Origin of the sequence: Bacillus sp. SN32, from assembly GCF_002837495.1 — a bacterium.
Taxonomy (GTDB): domain Bacteria; phylum Bacillota; class Bacilli; order Bacillales; family Bacillaceae; genus Bacillus; species Bacillus subtilis.
Map to the genome: position 1 here is coordinate 910,423 of NZ_PJCT01000002.1, position 24,577 is coordinate 934,999.

Sequence of the window (24,577 nt, forward strand, 5' to 3'; positions counted from 1 at the left end):
TGAGATACATAGTGGGAGGGTTCTTGATGAAAAAGAACATATTGCTCGTGGGCATGCTTGTGCTGCTTCTCATGTTTGTCAGCGCTTGCAGCGGCACGGCTTCTAAAGGGAGCTCAAGCGATTCTGCTTCCGAAAAAACAGAAATGAGAACATACAAATCACCAAAAGGGAACGTCAACATTCCTGCACATCCGAAACGCATCGTCACTGATTTTTATGCCGGTGAATTGCTGTCTGTCGGGGCCAATGTGGTCGGCTCAGGCTCATGGTCATTTGATAATCCGTTTTTAAAATCAAAGCTGAAAAATGTGAAGGATGTCGGTGATCCAATCAGCGTTGAAAAAGTGATGGAGCTTCAGCCTGACTTAATTGTTGTCATGAATGAAGAGAATGTTGATAAATTAAAGAAAATCGCTCCGACTGTTGTCATACCTTATAACACAGCGAAAAACGTAGAGGACACAGTCAGCATGTTCGGAGATATCGCCGGAGCGAAAGACAAAGCAAAATCATTTATGGCTGACTTTAACAAAAAAGCGGAAACAGCTAAAAAGAAAATTGCCGGCGTCATCGACAAAGATGCGACCTTCGGCATTTATGAAAACACAGACAAGGGCGAATTCTGGGTGTTCAATGACAATGGCGGACGCGGCGGCCAAGCTGTATACAATGCACTTGGGTTAAAAGCGCCTGAAAAAATTGAGCAAGATGTCATCAAAAAAGGAGAGATGAAACAGCTCTCTCAAGAGGTTATTCCTGAGTATGCCGCAGATTATATGTTCATTACGGATTACAACCCGAAAGGCGAAAGCAAAACACTCGACAAGCTGGAGAATTCCTCTATTTGGAAGAACCTTGACGCTGTTAAACATAATCGCGTGTTTATCAATGACTTTGACACGTTCTACCCGTACGACCCGATTTCTGTCAGCAAACAGGTGGATATCATCACCGACATGCTGATCAAACGGGCCGAAGAAAATAAAAAATAAAAAAACGGCACAGTCATGACGCTGTGCCGTTTTTTATGATTCACTTTAATTTTGACTGTACAAAGTCCGGCATATCTTCAAACTTGACTTCTTCCCAAGTCTCGACATACTTTCCTTTCGCCTTCACCTTCAAATACGCGTTCTTCCGAAGCTCTTTGCCGGCGAAAAAGGTCACTTCTTCTTTTTTTCCGGATGCATTGTATCCGTCTAATGTATACTCAGTACCGCCTGGGCTAAGATGTTTGCCATCTCGATCAATCTGCACATAGACATCTTGCTGGTGAATAAACGGATTAAATCTGTCTGTAACATCGTTATGAAAAAAGAGAAGCCCGCATATTACGGCAGCAGCCGCCAAGACGGCCAGGATTGCCATTGCTTTTTTCATCTTTGCACTCCCCTTACTTGTTCATTTTTTTCAAATAGCTTGACCGCACCGCGAGGAAGAATAGAAGCTGAAAAATGAAAAACCCTCCGATGGTAAGACTGAGCGGTCCCGCTACATCGGAATATCCTTCCACAGCCAATGTTCTCAAGGCAAACAGTGTATGCATGACGGCAATGACAAATGGAAAGAAGAAAAGAATGGCCAATTGTATTGTCACGCTTTGTGCCATTTCACGCTCGCTCAGGCCGATTTTGGCCAGTGAACGGTAGCGCTCCCGGTCTTCATCTAAATCAGTGAACAGCCTGAAATATAAGAAACTTGCTGCCGCGACAAAGAATACAATTGCGATAAACAGGCCGATAAATAAACTCAGGCTCGGCAGCTGCACCGTATCATAGTAAGTCCCGGCTTTTGAAGCAAAATCAGAATGCACGTCGATATAATTGCCGTAAATCTCATTTTGCAAGGATTGGCTGATCTCAAGACTGTCTTTCCAATGATCATAGCTGTAGCCGTATAATGACGCTTTATCACCGAGTGATTTCAGCTGATCAAAGGTTTGATCATTCACCGCGATGATGGCATTCAATGAGATCAGCGGTTTTTTGACTTCTTTTACCGACAGTTTTTGATCAGACATCTCCCCTTTTTGGTTCAGCAGCTTCAGCTGATCCGGAGCTTTGTTTTTGAAATTGCGGTCATACGTTCCCGGGAAATAGACAGCCTCGTCTTCTTTCAGGCCGTTCACTTTGACATGGAAGTATTTTGCCGCATCCGATTCACTGATCATGTAAACAGGGGGAACAGTTTCTCCTTCCTGATAGCGAACATAGGAAACATCTATTTTGTCTTTCGTATACGTAAAGCCGTGTGTTTTCAATTCATGGTCAATATCTTTCAAATGAGTCTGTTCTTTTGGATTGTTGCTGTAAGATAAATACTCCATTTCATAAGCGGACTCTTCCGCCCCGACGGTCGATTTGTACATCGCGAGCACGCCTGTCGCAGTAAACGCAACCGCGGAAATAATGCTGACAATAAAGAACAGGCGGGCGTTGTCTTTTAAACGATAGACAAGGTCAGAAACCCAGATGACGTTTTTCCCGCGCAGATAAAAGGTTTTCCACTTCTTCAGCGCGCGCAGAATCCATATGCTGCTTTGGCTGAAAAAGAAATATGTTCCGATGACGGTGAGCAGTAAAATGATAAACGGTTCGGCCCCGTGGACATTGCCTTTAAGAACCATGCCGTACCCGCCGCACAGACAGGCGATGCCGAATAAGGACAGAAGCACGGACGGCTTAGGCTCCGGCTTAACCTTGTCAGTGCCCTTTATTAATTTGATAACCGTATTTGATCTGACAAAAAGGATCGTAAACTGCGATAAAAAGAAAAATAAGAGCAGAAATCCGCAGGCCGTAATACCGAGCGCTTTCCAAGGCATATACAAAGGCAGCGCGTCCATTTCTAAAATATAAGCGCCGACCGTAAAGAACGTCTTTGAAAAAATGAATCCTCCGATAATGCCGGCTGCAATTGACATGACGCCGATGATCATATTTTCCGCAGTAATGAGCTTTCTCAGCTGCCCCGGCGTGATGCCCTGCATGAGCAGGATGCCGAATTCTTTATTTCTCGATTTCAAAAATGCGTTAACCGAATACAGAACAAATAAGAAAGAAAAAACAAAGATCATCCATTCCGCAGCGGTTAAGCCTTTTTTGGCGATATTATTCAGGTAGCCTTCCTTTAATGCCGGATGAAACAGGAACATCGCAAAGGTAAAGAAAATCAAAACGGAAAAGGCGCTGCTTAAAAAGAATGCAAGATAGGCCCTTTTGTTTCTCGTGACGTTTTTATAAGCGAACTGAAGAAAGGTCATTTGCGTTTCCCCCCAGCATAGACAGCACATCGAGAATTTGTTCATAAAATACTTGGCGGTTTTCCCCGCGGTAAATCTCATTAAACAGTTCACCGTCTTTTATAAAGATGACGCGGCGGCAGTAGCTTGCCGCAACAGGATCGTGGGTCACCATCAAAGCCGTGACTTGATCATCCTGATTCAGGCTCTGCATCGTTTCCATGACGTCTTTTGACGCTTTGGAATCAAGGTTGCCCGTCGGTTCATCGGCCAGGATGAGTGACGGCTTATGAATGACCGCTCTTGCGATGGCGGCACGCTGGCGCTGTCCTCCGGATACTTCAAACGTCCGTTTGTTGAGCAGGTTTTCGATTCCGAGCTTTGCCGCGATGCCTTGCAGTTTTTCTTCCATTACAGACGGTGCTTCTTTTTCAAGCGTTAACGGCAGCATGATATTTTCACCGATTGTCAGCGTGTCCAGAAGGTTGAAATCCTGAAACACAAATCCGAGCTGCTTGCGGCGGAAATGAGCGAGCTTTGTCCGCTTCAGGCGATGCGGGTTTTCTCCGTGAATCAGGATATCGCCTGAATCCGGACGGTCGATCGTTGAAATGATATTCAAAAGCGTTGTTTTTCCGGACCCGGACGGCCCCATTACCGCCGTGAACTCGCCTTCTTCTATTGAAAATGAAATTTGCTTTAAGGCCTGATAGGACACTTGTCCTTTATAGGTTTTATTTATATGTTTGACTTCAAGCATATTCGCCATGAAAATCCTCCTTATGGTTTTATTCTTGTTGATCTGGGCTGCTTTCATGTAGTGCCGGGACGTTCAACATAAAAATCCCCTTGACATAAATCCATGTTATCAAGGGGAAACAAAGCGGGCTATGTTGTTTTCTTAACGCAGCCTTACATTTTTGTAAGAAATGAAAATCGAACTGATGTCCCTTCACCGGGAGACGAGCTGATGTCCACCGTATGATTGAGCTTATCTGTAATTTCTTTGACGAGATGGAGGCCAATTCCCGTAGATTCTTGGAAACGCCGCCCGTTTTCACCGGTGTAATAAGGGTCAAACACCCGCTTGATGTCTTGCGAGGGAATCCCGACACCGTAATCTTTGACTTCAAGCACCGTCCTGTCTTCATCGCGGAAGACATTCAGCTCAAGTCTGTCACTCTTGCCCGCTGAATACTTGACCGCATTTGTGACCACTTGGCCGATCGCAAATTTGAGCCATTTGGCATCGGTGTAAATTTGATGATCATCGCAAACGTTCATTTTCGGATAAACGCGATATTGAATAAAAAATCGTTTATAGCTTTGAATGACTGATTGGAGAAGCTCGGACAGGGAAACCGCTTCGATTTTAAAATCCCGTTCAAACAGGTCGAGCCTTGAAGAATAAAGAAGCGTCTCCAGCCCGAATTCAATCTGCCGGACTTCTTTTTTGATTTGTTCAAAAACGGGCTCGTCCTCTTCTTGAATGATTAAATTAATGACCGACAGCGGCGTCTTTACTTGGTGCACCCATTGATTCATATACGTCACCCGCGCGTCAAGCTTGGCTTCGGTCTCATGGAGCTTCTGGTGCTGCAGCCGGACCAGCTCCATCTGCTTTTCATACAGCTCTGAACAGAACACTGAAGAACCGAGATACGGGATATCCGTCCCTTCCTGCCCCGAGCTGAGCCAATGATACACTCCGCGGTCTTTGTACCAGCGATAGGCAAGATAGCCCGCCAAAATAAGAAGCTGCACGCCCAATATGTAAAACAAGTGAGAAAAAGAATGAAGACCCGCAAACCAGTAATAAAAGAAGACAAACAGCCCTTGAAGGAGAAAAAGCAGAATCAGCACTGCATGAGACCGGAGAAACAGCTTCATGACTGCGCCCTCAGCTGGTAGCCTTCGCCCCGCACCGCTTCAATAGAAACAGGCGCATTCAGCTCCCGCAGTTTTTTTCTGAGCCGCGTGATATACACGTTAAGTGTATTATCATCGATGAATATGTCGGTGTCCCACGTCTTTTCCATGAGACGGTCCCGACTCGTCACCTTTTCTCCCCGCTCAAGCAGCACTTCCAAAAGCTTGCTTTCTTTTTTAGAAAGCTCGCTTTTTTCATCCTGAAAACGCAGTTCAAACCGTTCCACAAAGAGCTGGACGCCGGCATATTCAACCACTTTCTCTCCCTGCTTTGCGGCGTACTCCCCGTACGCCCTCCGGATCTGGCTTTTGATTTTCGCCAGCACAATATCATAAGAAAACGGTTTTTCGATATAATCGTCTCCCCCGTTTTCAATCGCCATCACCTGATCCATTTCCCCGCTTCTGGCAGAAATAAAGATGATCGGGCTTGTGGAGTGCTGGCGGATCTGCCGGCACCAATAATATCCGTCATATGCCGGCAAATTGATATCAAGCAGCACCACATCGGGCTTTTCCCGCAAAAAGACATCAAGAACAGCTGTAAAATCCGCGGCGACCACTGTTTGATATCCGTATTTTTCAAGGTAATTCTGCAATAGTCCGCGAATGTCTTCACTGTCTTCCACAATCATAATTTTATTCAAACTGAACCACTCCCGTTTCTTACACTGCTGCCATCATCATAATCGTTTTGGGCGTATGGACGCAACACCGCACAAAAAAACCGCCATCTCGGCGGTTTCTGGTCTCTTTAGCCGACCTGCTGCTTAGCTGCTTTACCGGCTGATCCGAACTCTCTCATTTTGCTTCGCACTGTCTCTTCCACGGCTTCAATGCCGGGTGTCAAATAGCCGCGCGGTTCGTACAGATCGCTGTTTTCCTGAAACATGCGGCGTGTTTCGTCTGTCCACGCTACCATACATTCCGTATTGATATTGATCTTCGCATGGCCGAGTGTGATGGCTTTTTTGATCTGATCCTGCGGAATCCCGGATGCCCCATGAAGAACGAGGGGAATATCAGTCATGCGGGAGATAGCCTCCATTTCCTTAAATCCGAGATTCGGCTCACCCTGATATTTGCCGTGTACAGAGCCGAGGGCGGCGGCCAGCGCGTCGATATTGGTTTCTTTAACGATCCGCTCACATTCCATGATATCGGCATAACAGACCCCGCCGACAAGTCCGTCTTCCATTCCGCCGACCGTGCCGACTTCGGCTTCTACTGACACGCCGTGTTTTGCGGCATAATCGGTGACTTCTTTTGTCATCGCGATATTCTCGTCAATCGGCTGATGGGAGCCGTCAATCATCACTGAGCTGAATCCGGCATCAATGGCCTGTCTGCAGCGTTCCGCACTGCTTCCGTGATCGAGATGAAGCACCACGGGAACGGTAATCGCCATGTCCTCCATTAACGCGCCGACCATGGCGGCAATCGTTTTAAATCCGCCTAAATAGTCGACCAGGCGATCGGAAGCCGCGGCGATGACCGGTGATTGCTCCTTTTGCGCCGCCTGCAAAATCGCCTTCGTCCACTGCAGGCCGTTGATATTAAACTGGCCGACTGCGTATTGCTCCTGCTTTGCATCTTCAAGAAGCTCTTTCATCGATACAAAAGCCATATTCACCCCTCCTTTATCCATTACATGTTGAAGTATTTTGATACGACGTCCACTGTTGTTTTTTTCGCTGTTTGAATGGCTTCCTCAGCAGTCAGCTTATAGTATTCAGGCCGGAAGAGCTCAACCGATACAACATCAGAGAAGCCGATTTCCTTCAGTGCTGATAAGTGGGCATCTAAGTCAATTGCCCCTTGTCCCGGCCATACACGATCCTCATCTGTTAAAAAGCCAATTGGGAAATCTTCTGTATCATCGATATGATAGATGAAGATTTTCTTTCCGTCCGCCTGCTTTAAGCTCTCAATATTTGAACCCATTGCATGGAAGTGAAAACTGTCAAGGACAAGCCCGACATTGTCACGGTTAACTGTGTTTACGATCTCATACGCCTGTTCAAACGTATTGACCGTACATTGCGGATGGCCGACAAATTCAAGCGCGATTTTTACGCCGTACGGCTCCGCGATATCTGACAGCTCAGTCAGCACGTCTACACTGCTCTTTTTGATCTCTTCTTTTACAATCTTCTGCTCTGTCACAAGCGGAACGGCCACCACATATTTCACACCGAGGGTTTTGCATGTTTCCATCATGCCTTTAAATTCAGTGATGATCTCGTTGTGACCCTTTTCATCACGGTTGTTGAAGAAAACGAGTGCGTTTAAGGCAAGCGGTTTGATGTGGTGGGTTTGAAAATATTCCGCAAGGTCATCCAATGAATGATCTTTTAAGTACTCCGGCAGCTTATCCATTGTACGGATTTCAATATAATCATAGCCATGCTTTTCGCATAGTTCTAAATCCTGTTTAAGGTTTGAGTTTTCCAATGTTGTCGCTTCATTAAAACAAAGTTTCATGCCAGACTCCCCCATCTGCGTTTTAGATATGAAGGGAGTTCGGCAGGAAGGCTGTCGCCATATCCCGCCGAACTCCATGCTCAGCTTATGCCAGACCTAATTCTTCTTTCATTTTCTTAAGCATAAATCGGCTTGATTCATCCGCTCTTTCATCGACCCAAGCAAATACGGCATTCGTCGCAATTCCGTCGAACTTCATCTCTCTCAGTTTTCTGAAAATCGTATCAAAATCAACCTCGCCTTGGCCAATGTCCAAATGCTGGTGAACCGTTACTTTCGCGTCAGGCGGATTTACGATGTAGCGAAGGCCATGAGCCGCTTTATGATTATAGGTATCTGCAAATAAAACATGTGTGAGGCGGTCACCGGCTTCGTCAAACATGGTCTCGATGTCGCCTTTGCCGTCATCATAGAAGAACGTATGCGCAGTCGAGTAGACAAGATTGATCCAATCCTTGTCAAGCGCGCGGATCATATCCATCGCACCTTTGTGCGTTTCGATAAAATCATATGGATGGGCTTGAAGATTGAGTTTCATGCCTTCTTTTTCAAAGACTGGCAGAAGCTCATCCATGGATTTGATAAATTTTTCTTCACTTGTTAAAGGATCATATTTTGAACCGCTGAATTCGCTGTTCATCAAATCCACTTCAAGTTCAACCGCAATTTCGATTGCCCGTTTCCAGTTGCGCACTGCTGCCTGGCGGCGGTCTTCATCGGGTCCCGCCCAGTGGTAAAGAGGAAGAAGCGATGAAAGCTTAACACCTGTATCTCTTAAAAGGCGCTTTAATTGTTTGATCTTTGCTGAATCGACTTTCGGATATTTATAAAACGGGCAAAAATCCTCGCGCGGAGACAATTCGATATATTCATAGCCAAGCTCCGCCGTTTTATAGACCATTTCCTCTAAAGTTAAATCATCACGATACATGGATGGATCCAATGCTAACTTCATATTTTCACTCCTCTGTTTTCTAGTTTTGAACTGTTGTAAAAGATTGATAGAATTCCGGTTTTTCCTTCAATTCAACCTTTTCTTTTTGTCCAGATTCCTGGGCTTTTACACACGCGTCAGTCGTGACAGCAGCAATATAGCCGTCCCATGCCGTCGGTCCGCTGACCTCGCCTTTCTTTTGAATCGAATCAATAAAGTCTTGGATTTCCACATCATACGCAGCGACAAAGCGTCTCTGCCAATCCATCAAAATATCAGTGCTGAATTTGCCTTCTTTTCTCAAGCTGATGCTTGATGGCTCGGGAAGCTTGATGATGCCGTCTTCTCCGACGATTTCGCATTGAATGTCATAGCCGTATTTACAGTTCACATAGATTTCAGCATTGATGACGATGCCGCCATTTGTTTCAATCACCACGATTTGCGGATCTTTTAAATGCGGAAGCGCGTTTTTTGATTTTTTCGGATAGATGACTTGAACGGACTCGTAGTCATCATTGACGAGCCAGTGGAGCACGTCAATTTCATGAACAAGCGTGTCGACTACAGCCATATCGGTTGTGTAGTTATCTCCCACAGTCGGGTTGCGGTGCGCGCAGTGAATCATAAGCGGTTCGCCAATCACATGGTTATCGAGTGCTTCCTTCAGCTGTACGTAACCGCTGTCATAACGGCGCATGAAGCCGACTTGAACAAGGCGTTTGCCCACTTTGATTTCTTCTTCGACGATGCGCATGCATCCTTCAGCCGTTGTCGCGAGCGGTTTTTCACAGAACACATATTTCTGGGCTTTAATCGCTTTCAGCACGCTTGACTCATGCGCAGGCCCCCAGCTTGTCACTAAGACAGCATCTACATTTTCGTCTGCAAGCAGGCTGTCATCATTCGGATAAACCGTCGCGTTTAATTGGTATTGCTCAACGACCTTTTGTGCAGCTTCTTGATTGACATCCGTTACAGCTACAATTTCTGCGCCGGACAGCTTGTTCGTGATGCGGTTAATATGTTCTTTTCCGATTGCTCCAGTTCCAATTACGCCAATACGTAAACTCATTGACAGCCACTCCTTCTGTTGATTACATAATTTTGCTTTCTGTTTCTTGCTTTACTTGGCTCTGAGGAGATCCGTAGAGTTCCTCTTGAATTTGTTCAAGCGACTTGCCAGACGTATTCGGCGCAAAGAGCAGCCCGATGATCATACTGGCCGTCACACATCCGAGAAGAATTGCAGCCATCGTTCCAATGCCGAAATTGGTGATAATCATTGGGACAAACAGACTCCAAATCCCTATTGAAATACGGACAAGGAAAAACATCAGTCCTTGTGCGGAAGCACGATATTGCGTAGGAAAGATTTCGCTGGCCCATAACTGATAGTTCGCTTGCTGCCCGGCTCCGTTATTGATGCCGATCACGACAATAAACAGGAGCAGAATCGGCAGGCCTTCAACTGGCAGCAGAAACAGTGTCCACCCGATCACCGCCATGAAAGCGGCGATTCCAAATACGGTTTTTCTATATTTGTCGGCAAAGGGCATGAAGATCAAGGCGACCCCCAATCCTGTGAAGATAAACAGCCCCATTTGCAAAAGGTTGGCCATGTTGGCAGATACACCGCCGACCTGCTGATAAATGTATGGCATAAAGAAGCCCATGACCCCGGCGGCTAGGTTCCAAACCAAGTACACACCCATCAAAAACAGTATGCTTTTTAGATACATAGGCTTGAGCAAATCAAAATACGATGTCTTATTCAATACAGCCGGCTTCTCTGCCTGAGCTTCCTCCGGCTGATTTTTTGTCTGCCAGGCGTCTGATTCCGGAAGCCTGATTCTCAGGATGTACGTAATCAGCGCAATCACAAGCAGATGGGCAAATACGATTTTATTCCCCAAGAGTCCCAAGTCACCGGCCAGTACGGAGAGGAGCAGTACAACGACAGCGCCCGCGGCCCAAGCGACTTGTGCTACGCCGCAATGCCTGGCCCGATTCTTCTTTGGCGCATTTTCCGCAATAATGGTCCATGACGCGGTTATGTCAGCCCCTACTGATAAACCGATAATGATGTAACCGCTTAACAACATGGGGAAATTAACCCCGAACAAAACCAAACAAATCCCTAGTGCATAAACCAGCATACTATTGGTATAAACAGCCTTCCGTCCGACTTTATCAGCCAGAAACCCGCCAAGCAGCGCGCCGACAGCGGCAGAAATCGCATTTGCGCTCAGCGCGCCGAGCAGCCCGATTTGCGTATCGGATAGCTTAAGGTAACTGACCCATAATGATAAACCGGCGGAGCCTGCCACAATTGAACCGGCATCAATATAGTTGGCCAATGCTGCCGCGATTGTCCGTTTATTGAAGGCTGAATCTCCATTGGTATTGCCCATATGTTCATTCCCCATTAAGCCAGATCCAACAACTGCTGATCAATATAGTTTCTCGCAATCAATGCATACTCCAGCGGGTTTGCAACATCGGGGTCCTGTTCAGCTTCAATGACAATCCATCCGGAATAACTGTGCCTCAACAGCAGCTGATATACTTCTCTAAAGTCAATGCAGCCGTCACCGGGAACCGTAAACATGCCTTTTAAAAATGATTGCCGGAACGATTGTCCTTCGAGCCTGCATTGTTCCATGACATTCAGGCGGGCATCCTTAAAGTGCACATGCTTAATGCGGCCGATATGCTTCTCAAGCATCCCCATGTAATCGCCGTCAGAAATATACGCATGGCCTGTATCATAGAGGAGGTGTACATGCGCAGGGTCTGTTCCTGCCATCAGGCGGTCCACTTCTTCCGCTGTTTGGACACCAGTGCCGAGATGATGATGATAGACAAGCTTCAAGCCATGCTGAGCGGCAATTTCGCCAAGGTGATTCAGCCCTTCGCAAAGCCGCTCCCATTCATCATCCGTAAAGTGCGGCTTCTCTGTGAACACATTTTTCTCCAAGCCTTGCACGCTGTACGTTTGTTCAGAGACAACTGCGACATCCGCGTTTACTTGCTGCAAATACTCACAATGCAGGGTAAATGTCTTTGCCGCTTCACCAAGTCCGTCACGCAAAATAAAACTGCTGAACCATTTTCCTGCAATGCGTAAGTTCCGAAGCTTCAGCTCTTTGTTCAGGATGGCAGGTTCGGGGAAAAAGCCCCCGACCTCCGTGCCTTGAAAACGTGCGACAACGATATCACTTAACAAATGCTGAAGTGTATTTCCCGCTCCAATTTCAGGCATGTCATCATTCCGCCACCCAATGGGAGCGATTCCCCACAGGATTTCATTTTTGCCCATCTATGGTGCCTCCCCTCTAATACTGCTTCGCAGATTCCAGCTTTTTCTCTTTTGCTTCGTATGCTTTCTGAACGCTTTCTTGTTCAGATACCTCTGCCACCCCGACATGCCACCAGCTGTCATAGCCGTCCGTCATTGTTTTTGGCAGAACTTTCATTTCAATTAATGTTGATACATTCTGTTTCTTCGCATCCTCTAACGCCGCTTTTAATTCTTCTACTGTGTTTGCACGGTAGGTTTTCGCGCCGTATCCCTCAGCGACTTTCGCGTAATCGACATTCAGGATTTGGTTGTCATCTGTGCGGAACTCGCAATAGTAGCTGCCGCTGCCGTGATCCATTTGCAGGTTGTTGATGCATCCGAATCCTGAGTTGTCAAAGAGCAGCACATTGATTTTCTTGTTGTATTGAATCGCCGTGATCAATTCAGAATGAAGCATCAGGAAGCTGCCGTCTCCGACGATTGAATACACTTCTCTGTCAGGGTGGGCCAGTTTAAGACCGAGTGTCCCGGACACTTCATAGCCCATGCAAGAATACCCATACTCCAGGTGATACGTATTCGGAACATTAGAATGCCACAGACGCTGCAAATCTCCTGGGAGTGAGCCTGCTGAACAGATGATGACACTGTCTTCAGGAATCGTCTCGTTGATTGTCAGCAATGCCGTTGTTTGCGGAAGCTCCGTATTCAACGCGTCAGCATATTCATTCAGGACCTCTTGAGAAAAATGATTTTTGATTTCCGGATCAAATGCTTCCCGCTTAAACGTCACTTTGCTGAGACGCTCGCGTTCAGCTAGCCATTCGTCCTTCAGCTCCCGAATCGTTGTGCCGAACTCGCTCTCATAGCCTTCAAGCAAGCCATGCAGTTTGCCAAGCGTCACTTTCGCATCCGCTACCACTTGGAATGCATCAAGTTTATACGCCTGCATTCGGCTGACGTTAATGTTCAAAAACTTCGCTTTATCAAAATCAAAAGCGGTCTTAGAGGATGTCGCAAAATCCGTATACCTTGTGCCGATGCCGATAATCAAATCAGCTTGGCGGGCCGCTTTGTTTGCCGCAAGTGTACCTGTGATGCCCATTCCGCCAAGGTTGTTTGCAAAATCTGCCTCAACAGTAGACTTTCCTGCCTGCGTTTCAACTAACGGAATGTTATAGGCTTCAGAAATGGCAACCAATTCATCGCGCGCACCGGAATATTTTGCGCCTCCGCCGACGAGAATCACAGGTTTTTTGCTGGATTTAATCAGCTCCGCCGCACCTTGAAGCTCGCGCTCGCTCGGCTGCATGCGATCAATATAGTGAACCCGTTTGACGAAGAAACTTTCATCAAAATCGTATGCTTCCCCTTCAACATCCTGAGAAATACAAATCGTTGCCGGACCTGCTTTTGCCGGGTCAGTCATGACTTCAAACGCGCGCAGCAAACTGCTCATCAGCTGTTCAGGGCGCGTAATGCGGTCCCAATATCTCGATACAGGTTTCAATGCATCGTTTGTTGTAATCGCCGCACTGTATTCTTGCTCCATTTGCTGCAGTACAGGGTCTGGCTGTCTTGTCGCAAATGTGTCTGCCGGAATCAAAAGAACTGGGATATTGTTTGCCAATGCAGTGCCGGCTGCCGCCACTAAGTTAGCCGCTCCCGGTCCGACGGATGTAGACACCGCATATATTTTTCTTCTCAGCATTTGCTTGCTGTACGCCATGGCCGCATGCGCCATTCCTTGTTCATTTTTCCCTTGATAGACTTTCAAATGGCCTGCATCCTGCTCAAGCGCCTGCCCGATCCCTAATACGTTTCCATGACCGAAAATCGTGAAGATCCCTTCGACAAAAGGCTCTTCCTTTCCATCTACATGGATGTACTGCTGGTTTAAGAATTTAATCAGCGCCTGCGCAGTTGTTAAGCGAATTTTCTTACCCACAAACGATCCCACCTTTACTCGATCTTTTTCAATTATGACTGTGCTTCAATAAGCTGTACGATTTCATCCGCAGTCGGCATCGCTTCTGACGAACTGTGCTTGCTCACCACAATGGAAGCTGAAGCACTGCCGTATTTCAATGCCGTTTCGATGTCTTTTCCGGTGACAAGGCCATAGATAAAGGCTGACGCATAGGAGTCACCGGCTCCAAAAGTTTTCAGCACTTTTGTCTTGTACGCTTGAGCGCGGAATACCTCGCCGGATTTGCTGTATGCGTAAGAGCCTTCGACGCCGTGTTTGATGACAACGAGGTCGGCTGAATGGCCAAATAAATGATTGACGGATTCCTCATTGCTTCCGCCTGTGCGGTTTTCCATCACATCAAATTCATCGCGTGTGCCGATGACGATATCAGACTGCTCGGCAACCAAAGAATAATAAACGGCTGTTTCATCTGATGACTGCCACGTATACGGGCGGTAATCCAGTTCGAACACCACTTTAACCTGATGCTTCTTCGCGTATTGAACAGCTTTTAATACCGCTTCCCGTGACGGGCTTTTGGCGAGCGCTGTCCCGGAAACAAGCAGCATTTTCGCATTTGCGATGTAGTCCTCGCTTACCTCTGAAGGCGCAAGATAAAGATCCGCCACATCATCGCGATACATTAAAATGCTGCATTCTTCAGGGCTGAGGATTTCTGTAAATGCAAGGCCTGCTTTGTGTCCATCTTGATCAACAACCATCTGTGTTGTATCAACGCCGGTCTTTCTCATATAGGACTCTATGAATCTTCCATGCTGGTCATCCGGAATTTTGCCGATGAAGCCCGCTTTTAAGCCAAGCTTCGCGCTGCCGATCGCGATATTCGCAGGTGAACCCCCAACGTATTTGGAAAATGTCATCGTCTCTTCCATTGGGCGGTTGTATTCGACTGCGTTCAGGTCAATACATGCCCGGCCGATGGCAACAATGTCAAAAGCCTTCTCTTCATTGAATGTATACTTCATCGTAAACAGCCACTCCTCACTTGTTAGCGTTCTAAAATCCACTCATGCGCCGGGTCGTTATGAAACTTCCATTTTCGCGTCGGCCCTGCCATGACATTTAAATAGTAGGATGTGTATCCGTCCGGAACGCCTACCGGGTGGTATCCCGCAGGAACGATGACAACGTTTTCATTTTCTACAGTCATTGTCTCATCAATAGAACGGTCATCTGTGTATACGCGCTGAAACACAAAGCCCTGCCCCGGGTCTAACTCATGGTAGTACGTTTCTTCTAAGAAAGATTCTTCCGGCAAGTTGTCTTGATCATGTTTGTGAGGCGGGTAGCTGGACCAGTTGCCGCTGTCTGTATAGACTTCAACTACTAATAGGCTGTTAGCTGAAGGGTCTGAATCCGGAAGAATGTTATGAACAGTACGTTTGTTTGAAAACTTCCCGCGATGCTCAATTCCGTTGTCTTCCGCTTTGATTAGCTTTGTCGGCAGCTGTTTTTCCGATGGAGAATAGCAAAGCGCCACTCTTGCGTCGCTGACCGCTGTAATCTCAAATGCACGGTCATTTGACATATAGACGCTGTCTGTCGGTTTTCGTTCAAATACGCTTTCACGCGTACCGATATTCTCAAAAGTCGACTCATGGTCCGTCACTGTAATTTTTCCCGTTACCGCCACAATACAGATTTCTTGTTTATTCAATTCTTCTGCATAGCTGGAACCGGAAGCTAGATCTAACACCTTAAACTCTATATAATTGAGATCAGAGTTGGATTTCGTTACTTCGTGCACCAGTTTGACCCCATTAGACACTTCATGCGACTGCGGCTTACGCAACAAATAACTCATAGAGAAGCCCTCCTCTTTCTATTGGCAGAATGAGTCCGAACAGCGCACATGGACGCCGTTCGGCTGTTCGTCGTTTAGTTGAAATCAGGTGCCGGATATCTTGCCGTCACCACTTTTTTACGTGTATAGAAGTCGACGCTGTCTTTTCCGTTCGCATGCAGCGTTCCAAAGAATGAAGATTTCCAGCCTGAGAATGGGAAGAACGCCATTGGAGCCGGCACACCAAGGTTGATGCCTAGCATTCCCGCATCAATGTTTTCACGGAAATAGCGGATTGCGTTTGAGTTGGATGTGAACAAGCAGGCGCCGTTCGCAAACTCAGACTTATTGGCGATTTCAATCGCTTCTTTCAGGTTTTTCACACGGATGACAGATAAGACCGGAGCGAAAATTTCATCTTTCCAGATCGTCATTTCTGTTGTGACATTGTCAAAGATCGTCGGGCCGACAAAGTAGCCGTCGTCAGACACATTTTCACGTCCGTCACATACGAGTCTGGCACCTTCTTCAAGACCTTTTTCGATATAGCTGAGCGTGCGCTTCTTGTTGTCTTCGCGAATCACCGGTCCTAAGAACACGCCGTCATCAAGGCCGTTACCGATTTTAATGTCCGCCACTTTTTCCTGCAGCTTCGCCATAAATTCATCGGCGATTCCTTCTTCAACCGTCACAACCGCACAAGCCATGCAGCGTTCACCGGCAGAACCGAAGGCAGCTCCGACGATGTTTGTGACCGTGTCTTCAAGATTCGCATCGTTCAAGACAATCGTATGGTTTTTCGCACCAGTCAGAGATTGAACGCGTTTTAAGTTTTCGCTTCCTTTTTTGTAGACGTATTCGCCGACTGGCTTGGAGCCTACAAATGAAATCGCTTTAATTTCGGGATGCTCGAGGATGCCGTTCACAACGTCATGCGCACCGTATACGACGTTGAATACCCCTTTCGGAAGGCCCGCTTTTTCAAAAAGCTCAACCAATTTCTCTGTTAACAGCGGAGTCCGCTCAGATGGCTTTAAAATAAATGTGTTGCCGAGCGCGATCGCCATCGGGAACATCCAGCAGGGAACCATCATCGGGAAGTTGAATGGCGCGATTCCGCCGACAACTCCGATTGGGTAACGGTAGTTCGCCGCTTCAACGTCCGTTGCGATGGAAGCAAGTGAGTCACCCATCATCAGGGAAGGAGCTCCAGCGGCGAACTCTACGTTTTCAATCCCGCGTCCCACTTCACCTAAAGCTTCTTTTGTGTTTTTTCCGTTTTCAATGGTAATCAGATGAGCCAGTTCTTCTTTATGCTGAGACAGCAGCTGCTGGAAGTTAAATAGAATTCTGGCTCGGCGCGGAACCGCCACCTTTGACCATGTTTTAAATGCTTCAGCCGCCGTTTGCGCTGCGTAATCAATATCCTCTTTTGTAGAAATCGGCACTTGGCATAGCACTTCTTTCGTCGCCGGATTGACGACATCTTCATATTGATCTGTTTTGCTTTCAACCCATTCACCGTTGATATAGTTTTTTAATTTTCTGATTTCTGCCATTCTTATTGCCTCCTTCATTAGTAAACACATACACTTGTATGGATGGTTCAGGATAGATTCATATCAATATCCACTTTTCAGTAAGCCAAGAATTAAACGCTTTCAAAAAAACCAAAAAAATAAATGGCGGATGCATATTTACATACAAGCAACCATTTCATGCACAACAGGTTACTTTTTGGTCATTTCTTGGTTATATTCTAATCGCATAATACCCATAAGTCAATCATAAACACTAAATTTTTTCATTATTTTTATTATATTAATCTTTTAATCAAGTAAGAGAGGTAAGAGAAGGCCGTCCAATCTTGCAAAAGATATACACCGATGTTATCATTTTTTAAGCAACTATTGATTAACTTTTGGTTTTTATTATATATTTATGTTACGTAAAGATTCAAGAAGGAGTTTTTTATATGAAACTGATGCGGATTCAGGAAATGGAGGAGTACATTTTATCGCATGGCACTGTTTCCTTAGATGAGCTGTGCCAGGTGTTCAATGTCTCCAAAAACACAGTCAGACGTGATATCAACAAGCTAACAGAAAAGGGTGCGATTGAAAAAGTATACGGCGGCGTAACATCTATTGAAAAAACCGCATTAGTTCCTTTTGAAAATCGCACCATTCAGCACCAGGATGAAAAAACAAAAATCGCCCATTATGCTTCCCGATTTATTGAAGATCACGATTTGGTCTTCATTGATTCAGGAACGACGACAAAGTCTATTCTTGATACGCTTGATCCAGCCAAAAATGTCACCATCTTAACCAACAGTTTAGACATTATCAATGCGGCGTCAGCTTTGAAGAATATCAACTTAATCATTATCGGAAACAACTATAAGAGAAAAACCCGCTCCTTTGTCGGCATGGACGACCCGGCTATGCTTGATAAGTACAATATCAACAAAGCCTTTATGTCCGCTACCGGAACGACGCTGACTCACGGATTGACCAACTCGGATCTGCTGGAGTATGAAATTAAAAAGAGGATTTCGGAAAAAGCAAAAGAAGTGTATCTATTGGCTGACCATTCTAAATTCGGAAAATCAACGCTTCTGACGTATGCACCGTTTGACAGGCTGCATTGCATTGTGACCTCTCAGCCATTAGACGACGAGTACACGCAGTACTGCAATGAGCATCAAATCGGCATTCATCTGGCCTAACGTTTACAATAGTGTTGAGAGTCTATCATCCATTTTATTCTAGGAGGCAGATCATGAAAAAAGCGAAGCTCGGAAAATCAGACTTGCAGGTATTCCCTATCGGATTAGGAACAAATGCTGTCGGAGGACATAACCTCTACCCGAACCTAAATGAAGAAACCGGAAAAGAATTGGTGCGCGAGGCGATCCGTAATGGCGTGACAATGTTAGACACCGCTTATATTTACGGGATCGGCCGTTCCGAAGAATTAATTGGTGAAGTGCTGCGTGAATTCAACCGTGAAGATGTTGTCATCGCGACAAAAGCCGCTCACAGAAAACAAGGCAATGACTTTGTCTTTGATAATTCACCAGAATTTCTTAAAAAATCAGTTGATGAAAGCCTGAAGCGCTTGAATACCGATTATATCGATTTGTTCTACATTCACTTCCCTGACGAACATACGCCTAAGGATGAAGCTGTTAACGCGCTGAATGAGATGAAGAAAGCCGGAAAAATCCGCTCCATCGGTGTATCCAACTTCTCTTTAGAGCAATTGAAAGAAGCAAACAAAGACGGTTTGGTAGATGTATTGCAAGGCGAATACAACCTGTTAAACCGTGAAGCGGAAAAAACATTCTTCCCGTATACGAAGGAGCATAATATTTCATTTATCCCTTACTTCCCGCTCGTATCAGGTTTATTGGCAGGAAAGTATACAGAAGATACAACGTTCCCAGAAGGCGACCTGCGAAACGAACAGGAACACTTCAAGGGCGAGCGTTTCAAAGAAAATATCAGAAAGGTCAACAAGCTTGCGCCGATTGCCGAAAAACACAACGTGGATATCCCTCACATCGTATTGGCCTGGTATTTAGCAAGACCGGAAATTGATATTTTAATCCCGGGAGCAAAACGTGCCGATCAGCTGATTGATAACATCAAAACAGCTGACGTGACGCTTTCTCAAGAGGATATTTCATTTATTGATAAGCTGTTCGCATAAGAAGAAAACAGCCTTCTCCAATGGAGAAGGCTGTTTTTTTGTGCGATAAATTCCTAGAAGCAAAATCTTACAAAAAGAGCCATACATCCGATAAAATAAAGGTAGTTGAATCTCAGAAAGAAAGTGATGAAAAAGCAAAAGCATGCAATGTTAATCTCACCTAGAAATATAGACTCATATCAATCAAAAAAGCTGATCCAACTTCTTTGATTCGCAACTCAGAATAGCGGGCCGTTTCGGCGGTCTATGGAGGAAACAGAATGAAACTTAAATATGTAAAAGCCTTAGTCGCAGTAATTGTTGCTTTAGGTGTACTGCTGCCATCAACGATTTCTCATGCAAAGAGCTTTAGCGGCCGCTCATCATCTAGTTACAGCAGCCGAAGTTCAAGCTCGTCATACAGCGGAAGCTATAAATCAAGCCCGAAATCAAGCTACAGCTCAGGATCAAGCTCTTCTAGCAAGAAATCCAAGACGTCTGACGATTCATCATCATCGATTTCGCTTAAAAAGAAGCCTTCGGAAAAGGCAAGCTCATCAAGCTCTAAAAAATCGTCAGGGACCTTTTCCGGCGCTACATCAAAAGTAACCGGAAAGACATACAGCGGAAAAACGTCTAAAGCTTATGTTGGCGGACGTTATGTTTCAGTCAATCATTACTATCACGCAGGTTTCGCGCCATCAGGATGGTTTGGATATTATAGCGGATTTACAATGGGTATGTTCATGATCAGCATGATGCACCCATGGGGTTACACCTATCATCCAGTCGGAGGCCCAGGCTATGTTTCGTATGGCGCTTCACCCATTGCCTGGATCGTTGATATCATTGCTTTGATCATTATTTTAATCATTGTCATCGCGTTGATTCGCGCATTTAAAGCACCGAAGACGTACAGAAGGAGATTTTAGGCAATGAGATTAATATTAAATGAGCAAGAAATTGTAGACGGAATTTGCGTGTATATTTCCAATGAAGAAGATATCTACCCTGAAGACGTTGAAGTAAAAGAACTATCGTACAACAAGCGTACAGGGTTCTTCGCTGAAGCCACATTTGGCCTGCACCACAAGCAGCTTATGTCAGATGACATTTCAGAAGGCATTATTCAGTTCTTAGAGGAATACCACAACTTCAATCCGGACGTTACCGTCGTTGAATTGCAATTTGATAAGAAAAAAGGCTTCTCCGCCTTGGTTTTCGTCAACGAAGCAGAAGAATAAAAATGTCTTAATCAAAACCTTACTCCGCGCGGGTAAGGTTTTTTATAATGGTTTCTCTGAGCATAAAGTTATTTCGTTTTTCCCAAACTCAGCGGATCTGTGATCATCTCTTTTGGCTTTAATGTTTCCGTTTTTTCAAAACAAATGTTTCAAATGAGATAGGAAATGGGTACTAATCTATTAACTTTGTTACACATTTTAGATACTCATTGGCTCAACAACTGAGGAGGAGACATTTGTGAAGAAAGACACAAGGAAATATATGATCTACTTTTTCGGCGCTTTAGGGGGACTGCTATATGGTTACGATACAGGCGTTATCTCAGGAGCACTCCTGTTTATCAATAACGATATTCCTTTAACGACATTGACAGAAGGATTGGTTGTCAGCATGCTGCTCCTTGGCGCGATTTTCGGTTCTGCCTTGAGCGGCACATGCTCAGACCGCTGGGGCAGGAGAAAGGTTGTATTTGTCCTTTCCATCATTTTTATTATCGGTGCGCTCGCTTGTGCATTTTCTCAAACAATCGGCATGCTGATTGCATCTAGGGTGATACTCGGGTTGGCCGTCGGCGGTTCAACGGCACTTGTGCCCGTGTATCTTTCCGAAATGGCACCGACGAAAATTCGCGGGACACTCGGCACAATGAACAACTTAATGATTGTCACCGGGATTTTGCTCGCCTATATCGTTAACTACCTGTTCACACCGTTTGAAGCGTGGCGCTGGATGGTCGGTCTGGCCGCAGTGCCTGCCGTGCTTCTATTAATCGGCATCGCGTTCATGCCGGAATCGCCAAGATGGCTCGTGAAGCGCGGCCGTGAAGAAGAAGCGAGACGCATCATGAACATCACTCATGACCCCAAAGACATCGAAATGGAATTGGCAGAGATGAAGCAAGGGGAAGCGGAGAAAAAAGAAACGACACTCGGCGTGCTGAAAGCCAAATGGATTCGCCCCATGCTTCTGATTGGCGTCGGCCTTGCCATTTTCCAGCAGGCGGTCGGCATTAACACGGTCATCTACTACGCGCCAACCATTTTTACGAAGGCCGGTCTTGGCACATCAGCTTCGGCGCTCGGCACAATGGGAATCGGCATCCTCAACGTCATCATGTGTATCACTGCCATGATCTTAATTGACCGTGTCGGCCGCAAAAAACTTCTGATTTGGGGAAGTGTCGGCATCACACTGAGCCTTGCTGCTTTATCAGGCGTGCTCCTAACGCTCGGACTTTCCGCATCAACAGCGTGGATGACAGTAGTCTTTCTAGGTGTCTATATCGTCTTTTACCAGGCGACATGGGGTCCGGTAGTGTGGGTGCTCATGCCTGAGCTCTTCCCATCCAAAGCACGCGGAGCCGCGACAGGGTTCACGACTTTGGTGTTATCGGCGGCTAACCTGATCGTTTCGCTTGTCTTCCCGCTGATGCTAAGCGCAATGGGCATCGCATGGGTCTTTATTGTTTTCTCAGTCATTTGTCTTCTCTCATTTTTCTTCGCTTTCTACATGGTGCCGGAAACCAAAGGGCGAAGCTTGGAGGAAATTGAAGCAAGCCTGAAAAACCGGTTTAAAAAGAAGAAAAGCACACAAAACCAAATGCTGAATGAGCGTACATTATAAAAAAAGGAATCGTCTCCTTATGGGACGATTCCTTTTTCTGTTTACACCATGACCTTGCAAATATTGTTCGTAAATTCCACAGGGTCCTGAATCGGCAGGCCTTCGATGAGAAGCGCCTGATTGTACAGAAGGTTTGTGTACAGGCTCAGCTTCTCTTTATCTTGTTCAAACGCGTCCTGCAGCGTTTGGAATACCTCGTGATTCGGGTTGATTTCCAGCACTTTTTCCGCCTTCACATTTTGGCTGTCAGGCATCGCGTTTAAGATTTTTTCCATCTCAATTGTCACTTCGCCGTCAGCAGCAAGGCAGACTGGATGTGATTTAAGCCGTTTTGAGATTCTGACGTTTTTCACTTTGTCTGACAGAATGTTTTTCATTTCCTCAAACAGATCCTTATACTTGTTTTCCTCTTCCTCGGACTGCTTTTGATCCTCATCCGTGTCTATGCCAAGGTCTCCGCTTGATACGGACTTGAATTCTTTTTCCTGATAAGAAGCCAGCATTTTAATTGCAAACTCATCGATGTCCTCAGTAAAGTAGAGGATTTCATAGCCTTTGTCCGCCACCATTTCCGTTTGCGGCAGTTTCTCAATGCGGTCGTAAGAATCACCGGTCGCGTAATAAATGTATTTCTGCTCCTCTGGCATTCTGGAAACATACTCGTCTAAGCTGACCAGTTTTTTCTCTTTTGAAGAGTAGAATAATAGGAGATCCTTCAATTGATCCTTATTCGCGCCAAAATCATTGTACACGCCGAATTTCAGCTGTCTGCCGAACGACTTGTAGAACGTCTCGTATTTCTCGCGGTCTTTTTTCAACAGGCTTTGCAGCTCGCTTTTGATTTTCTTGCTGATGTTTTTCGCGATCAGCTTCAGCTGGCGGTCATGCTGCAGCATTTCTCTGGAAATATTCAGCGATAGATCCTCAGAATCGACCATGCCCTTCACAAAGCTGAAGTGGTCCGGTAGCAGGTCTGCGCACTTATTCATGATCAGCACGCCATTGGAATACAGCTCCAAGCCTTTCTCATATTCCTTGGAATAGTAGTCAAACGGCATGTTTTCAGGGATGAATAGAATCGCGTTGTAGCGAACGGCTCCATCCACACTGATATGAACGTGTGTGAGCGGTTTATCAAACCCGTAATGCTTTTCAGCATAGAATTTTTCATAATCCTCATCTGTCAGCTCGCTTTTGTTTTTTCTCCAGATTGGCACCATGCTGTTGACCGTCTGCTCTTCCTGCACCTCTTCAAATTCATTTTCGCTGCCTTCCTTCGGCTTATTAATGGTGGTATCCATTTTGATCGGGTAGCGAATGAAGTCGGAGTACTTCTTGATGATCGCTTTTAAACGATATTCCTCTAAAAACTCGTCATAGCTGTCATCTTCTGTGTTCTCTTTGATTTTCAGGATAATGTCTGTACCGACAGAATCCTTTTCACACGGCTCAATCGTATAGCCGTCTGCACCCGCAGACTCCCATTTATAAGCCTCTTCGCTGCCAAGCGCTTTACTGATGACTGTCACGACATCGGCAACCATAAATGCCGCGTAAAAACCGACACCGAACTGCCCGATAATGTCATGTCCGTCTTTCAGCTCGTTTTCCTTTTTAAACGCGAGGGAACCGCTTTTTGCAATTGTTCCAAGATGCTGTTCAAGCTCATCCTTTGTCATTCCGATCCCCGTATCAGAGATGGTTAATGTTCTCGCATCTTTGTCAGCTGCGACCTTTATGTAGTAACTGTCTTTATCAAACGTAAGCGCATCGTCCGTAAGCGCTTTGTAATAGATTTTGTCAATCGCATCACTCGAATTGGAGATTAACTCGCGCAGGAAAATTTCTTTTTGGGTATAAATGGAGTTAATCATCATATCCAGCAAGCGTTTAGACTCTGCTTTAAACTCTTTTTTCGCCACTCTTGATCGCTCCTTTACCATTATGTAAACCCTTTTCAGCATCTATTTATCACATAAGATGACAATTGTCAATTAGATTGATAGATGCATATATATGTAAATTTAACATTAGTTGGATTTGTTTTCACTCTTTTTCTCACTCATTCTCATAAAAAAGAGAGGCTTCATCATCCTCTCTTTTTTTCTGTGTCATTCCAGCGGCCAAACTCCCGCTTCATCCATATATGCACCGGGTAGAAAAACAAACCGAACGGTATTAAAAACAATAGATTATGCCATGAAGCATTCAGAAATGCGCTTGCAGTCACCGGAAACGTAATCTCTTGCAATAAAAAAGAGATGACAGTCAGCACAACAAATGCAGATGGAATGGTAATGAAGCAATAAAACTTGAGCTCCTTCTTATGCTGTACCTTCAAACAT

Annotated in this window: 23 protein-coding genes; 6 read left to right on the forward strand and 17 right to left on the reverse strand. The window is 45.6% G+C overall.

The features are described from left to right. Positions 1 to 26 precede the first annotated feature (26 nt). The gene (locus CW370_RS12960; RefSeq protein ID WP_015385106.1) at positions 27 to 992 is read left to right on the forward strand and encodes an iron-hydroxamate ABC transporter substrate-binding protein; all 966 of its coding nucleotides are present in this window, start codon (positions 27 to 29) and stop codon (positions 990 to 992) included. Between the two features lie 40 nt (positions 993 to 1,032). On the opposite strand, the gene CW370_RS12965 is transcribed toward CW370_RS12960, so the two are convergent. From CW370_RS12965 to iolA, 15 genes are all read right to left on the reverse strand, one after another. Beyond that, positions 1,033 to 1,380 carry a YxeA family protein gene (locus CW370_RS12965; protein ID WP_024572303.1) on the reverse strand — a complete coding sequence of 116 codons (348 nt, stop codon included), beginning with the start codon at positions 1,378 to 1,380 and terminating at the stop codon, positions 1,033 to 1,035. A 13-nt stretch (positions 1,381 to 1,393) separates the two neighbouring features. Continuing rightward, positions 1,394 to 3,262, reverse strand: a complete 1,869-nt coding sequence (yxdM, locus tag CW370_RS12970; protein ID WP_101169698.1) for an ABC transporter permease YxdM — start codon at positions 3,260 to 3,262, stop codon at positions 1,394 to 1,396. Then, positions 3,237 to 4,010, reverse strand: coding sequence for an ABC transporter ATP-binding protein YxdL (yxdL, locus tag CW370_RS12975; RefSeq protein ID WP_024572301.1), 774 nt, complete (start codon positions 4,008 to 4,010; stop codon positions 3,237 to 3,239). Before yxdL ends, yxdM begins: the two co-directional genes overlap by 26 nt. A gap of 143 nt (positions 4,011 to 4,153) precedes the next feature. Then, positions 4,154 to 5,131 carry a two-component system sensor histidine kinase YxdK gene (gene yxdK, locus CW370_RS12980; protein ID WP_024572300.1) on the reverse strand — a complete coding sequence of 326 codons (978 nt, stop codon included), beginning with the start codon at positions 5,129 to 5,131 and terminating at the stop codon, positions 4,154 to 4,156. Beyond that, a complete protein-coding gene (gene yxdJ, locus CW370_RS12985) occupies positions 5,128 to 5,817 on the reverse strand; it encodes a two-component system response regulator YxdJ (RefSeq protein ID WP_003243527.1) in 690 nt (229 codons plus the stop codon). The genes yxdK and yxdJ overlap by 4 nt, the downstream gene beginning before the upstream one ends. A gap of 107 nt (positions 5,818 to 5,924) precedes the next feature. Next, the gene (gene iolJ / locus CW370_RS12990; protein WP_024572299.1) at positions 5,925 to 6,797 is read right to left on the reverse strand and encodes a 6-phospho-5-dehydro-2-deoxy-D-gluconate aldolase; all 873 of its coding nucleotides are present in this window, start codon (positions 6,795 to 6,797) and stop codon (positions 5,925 to 5,927) included. A 20-nt stretch (positions 6,798 to 6,817) separates the two neighbouring features. Then, entirely contained in the window at positions 6,818 to 7,654 is an 837-nt protein-coding gene (gene iolI / locus CW370_RS12995) for a 2-keto-myo-inositol isomerase (protein WP_015250853.1), read from the reverse strand. An 85-nt stretch (positions 7,655 to 7,739) separates the two neighbouring features. Continuing rightward, positions 7,740 to 8,609 (reverse strand): sugar phosphate isomerase/epimerase family protein, encoded by an 870-nt coding sequence (locus CW370_RS13000; RefSeq protein ID WP_014478480.1) that lies wholly within the window; start codon positions 8,607 to 8,609, stop codon positions 7,740 to 7,742. Positions 8,610 to 8,628: 19 nt separating this feature from the next. Next, positions 8,629 to 9,663 (reverse strand): bifunctional inositol 2-dehydrogenase/D-chiro-inositol 1-dehydrogenase, encoded by a 1,035-nt coding sequence (iolG, locus tag CW370_RS13005; protein ID WP_101169699.1) that lies wholly within the window; start codon positions 9,661 to 9,663, stop codon positions 8,629 to 8,631. A 22-nt stretch (positions 9,664 to 9,685) separates the two neighbouring features. Continuing rightward, the gene (iolF, locus tag CW370_RS13010; RefSeq protein ID WP_032676943.1) at positions 9,686 to 11,002 is read right to left on the reverse strand and encodes a myo-inositol transporter IolF; all 1,317 of its coding nucleotides are present in this window, start codon (positions 11,000 to 11,002) and stop codon (positions 9,686 to 9,688) included. A gap of 14 nt (positions 11,003 to 11,016) precedes the next feature. Next, positions 11,017 to 11,910, reverse strand: a complete 894-nt coding sequence (gene iolE, locus CW370_RS13015; protein ID WP_101169700.1) for a myo-inosose-2 dehydratase — start codon at positions 11,908 to 11,910, stop codon at positions 11,017 to 11,019. 16 nt (positions 11,911 to 11,926) lie between these two features. Then, entirely contained in the window at positions 11,927 to 13,840 is a 1,914-nt protein-coding gene (gene iolD, locus CW370_RS13020) for a 3D-(3,5/4)-trihydroxycyclohexane-1,2-dione acylhydrolase (decyclizing) (protein ID WP_024572426.1), read from the reverse strand. 32 nt (positions 13,841 to 13,872) lie between these two features. After that, positions 13,873 to 14,850, reverse strand: coding sequence for a 5-dehydro-2-deoxygluconokinase (gene iolC, locus CW370_RS13025; RefSeq protein ID WP_024572427.1), 978 nt, complete (start codon positions 14,848 to 14,850; stop codon positions 13,873 to 13,875). Positions 14,851 to 14,873: 23 nt separating this feature from the next. Continuing rightward, positions 14,874 to 15,689 (reverse strand): 5-deoxy-glucuronate isomerase, encoded by an 816-nt coding sequence (gene iolB / locus CW370_RS13030; RefSeq protein WP_024572428.1) that lies wholly within the window; start codon positions 15,687 to 15,689, stop codon positions 14,874 to 14,876. A gap of 74 nt (positions 15,690 to 15,763) precedes the next feature. Then, positions 15,764 to 17,227 (reverse strand): methylmalonate-semialdehyde dehydrogenase, encoded by a 1,464-nt coding sequence (gene iolA, locus CW370_RS13035; protein WP_003243682.1) that lies wholly within the window; start codon positions 17,225 to 17,227, stop codon positions 15,764 to 15,766. A gap of 416 nt (positions 17,228 to 17,643) precedes the next feature. Here iolA and iolR point away from each other — a divergent pair, with 416 nt between their 5' ends. The 5 genes from iolR to CW370_RS13060 all read left to right on the forward strand — a co-directional run bounded on the left by iolR (position 17,644) and on the right by CW370_RS13060 (position 22,232). Further along, on the forward strand, positions 17,644 to 18,399 hold the full coding sequence (gene iolR, locus CW370_RS13040) for a myo-inositol utilization transcriptional regulator IolR (protein ID WP_003227050.1): 756 nt from the start codon (positions 17,644 to 17,646) through the stop codon (positions 18,397 to 18,399). Between the two features lie 53 nt (positions 18,400 to 18,452). Next, positions 18,453 to 19,385 (forward strand): aldo/keto reductase, encoded by a 933-nt coding sequence (locus CW370_RS13045; protein ID WP_003227049.1) that lies wholly within the window; start codon positions 18,453 to 18,455, stop codon positions 19,383 to 19,385. Positions 19,386 to 19,645: 260 nt separating this feature from the next. Then, the gene (locus CW370_RS13050; protein WP_024572429.1) at positions 19,646 to 20,296 is read left to right on the forward strand and encodes a hypothetical protein; all 651 of its coding nucleotides are present in this window, start codon (positions 19,646 to 19,648) and stop codon (positions 20,294 to 20,296) included. Between the two features lie 3 nt (positions 20,297 to 20,299). Beyond that, positions 20,300 to 20,608 (forward strand): YxcD family protein, encoded by a 309-nt coding sequence (locus tag CW370_RS13055; protein ID WP_003227046.1) that lies wholly within the window; start codon positions 20,300 to 20,302, stop codon positions 20,606 to 20,608. A gap of 238 nt (positions 20,609 to 20,846) precedes the next feature. Then, the gene (locus CW370_RS13060; protein ID WP_024572430.1) at positions 20,847 to 22,232 is read left to right on the forward strand and encodes a sugar porter family MFS transporter; all 1,386 of its coding nucleotides are present in this window, start codon (positions 20,847 to 20,849) and stop codon (positions 22,230 to 22,232) included. A 41-nt stretch (positions 22,233 to 22,273) separates the two neighbouring features. Here CW370_RS13060 and htpG read toward each other — a convergent pair whose 3' ends face one another. Beyond that, positions 22,274 to 24,154, reverse strand: a complete 1,881-nt coding sequence (gene htpG / locus CW370_RS13065) for a molecular chaperone HtpG (protein WP_024572431.1) — start codon at positions 24,152 to 24,154, stop codon at positions 22,274 to 22,276. A gap of 167 nt (positions 24,155 to 24,321) precedes the next feature. Beyond that, positions 24,322 to 24,573, reverse strand: a complete 252-nt coding sequence (locus CW370_RS13070) for a hypothetical protein (RefSeq protein ID WP_014481429.1) — start codon at positions 24,571 to 24,573, stop codon at positions 24,322 to 24,324. Between the last annotated feature and the right edge of the window lie 4 nt (positions 24,574 to 24,577).

Excerpts from the sequence above, each read along its gene's own strand:
- iolJ (WP_024572299.1), bottom strand. The coding sequence starts at position 6,797 with ATGGCTTTTGTATCGATGAAAGAGCTTCTTGAAGATGCAAAGCAGGAG.
- iolF (WP_032676943.1), bottom strand. The coding sequence starts at position 11,002 with ATGGGCAATACCAATGGAGATTCAGCCTTCAATAAACGGACAATCGCG.
- CW370_RS13000 (WP_014478480.1), bottom strand. The coding sequence starts at position 8,609 with ATGAAGTTAGCATTGGATCCATCCATGTATCGTGATGATTTAACTTTA.
- yxdL (WP_024572301.1), bottom strand. The coding sequence starts at position 4,010 with ATGGCGAATATGCTTGAAGTCAAACATATAAATAAAACCTATAAAGGA.
- CW370_RS12960 (WP_015385106.1), top strand. The coding sequence starts at position 27 with ATGAAAAAGAACATATTGCTCGTGGGCATGCTTGTGCTGCTTCTCATG.
- CW370_RS13055 (WP_003227046.1), top strand. The coding sequence starts at position 20,300 with ATGAGATTAATATTAAATGAGCAAGAAATTGTAGACGGAATTTGCGTG.
- CW370_RS13045 (WP_003227049.1), top strand. The coding sequence starts at position 18,453 with ATGAAAAAAGCGAAGCTCGGAAAATCAGACTTGCAGGTATTCCCTATC.
- iolA (WP_003243682.1), bottom strand. The coding sequence starts at position 17,227 with ATGGCAGAAATCAGAAAATTAAAAAACTATATCAACGGTGAATGGGTT.
- yxdM (WP_101169698.1), bottom strand. The coding sequence starts at position 3,262 with ATGACCTTTCTTCAGTTCGCTTATAAAAACGTCACGAGAAACAAAAGG.
- CW370_RS13050 (WP_024572429.1), top strand. The coding sequence starts at position 19,646 with ATGAAACTTAAATATGTAAAAGCCTTAGTCGCAGTAATTGTTGCTTTA.
- iolB (WP_024572428.1), bottom strand. The coding sequence starts at position 15,689 with ATGAGTTATTTGTTGCGTAAGCCGCAGTCGCATGAAGTGTCTAATGGG.
- iolR (WP_003227050.1), top strand. The coding sequence starts at position 17,644 with ATGAAACTGATGCGGATTCAGGAAATGGAGGAGTACATTTTATCGCAT.
- yxdK (WP_024572300.1), bottom strand. The coding sequence starts at position 5,131 with ATGAAGCTGTTTCTCCGGTCTCATGCAGTGCTGATTCTGCTTTTTCTC.
- iolE (WP_101169700.1), bottom strand. The coding sequence starts at position 11,910 with ATGGGCAAAAATGAAATCCTGTGGGGAATCGCTCCCATTGGGTGGCGG.
- CW370_RS12965 (WP_024572303.1), bottom strand. The coding sequence starts at position 1,380 with ATGAAAAAAGCAATGGCAATCCTGGCCGTCTTGGCGGCTGCTGCCGTA.
- iolG (WP_101169699.1), bottom strand. The coding sequence starts at position 9,663 with ATGAGTTTACGTATTGGCGTAATTGGAACTGGAGCAATCGGAAAAGAA.
- iolC (WP_024572427.1), bottom strand. The coding sequence starts at position 14,850 with ATGAAGTATACATTCAATGAAGAGAAGGCTTTTGACATTGTTGCCATC.
- iolI (WP_015250853.1), bottom strand. The coding sequence starts at position 7,654 with ATGAAACTTTGTTTTAATGAAGCGACAACATTGGAAAACTCAAACCTT.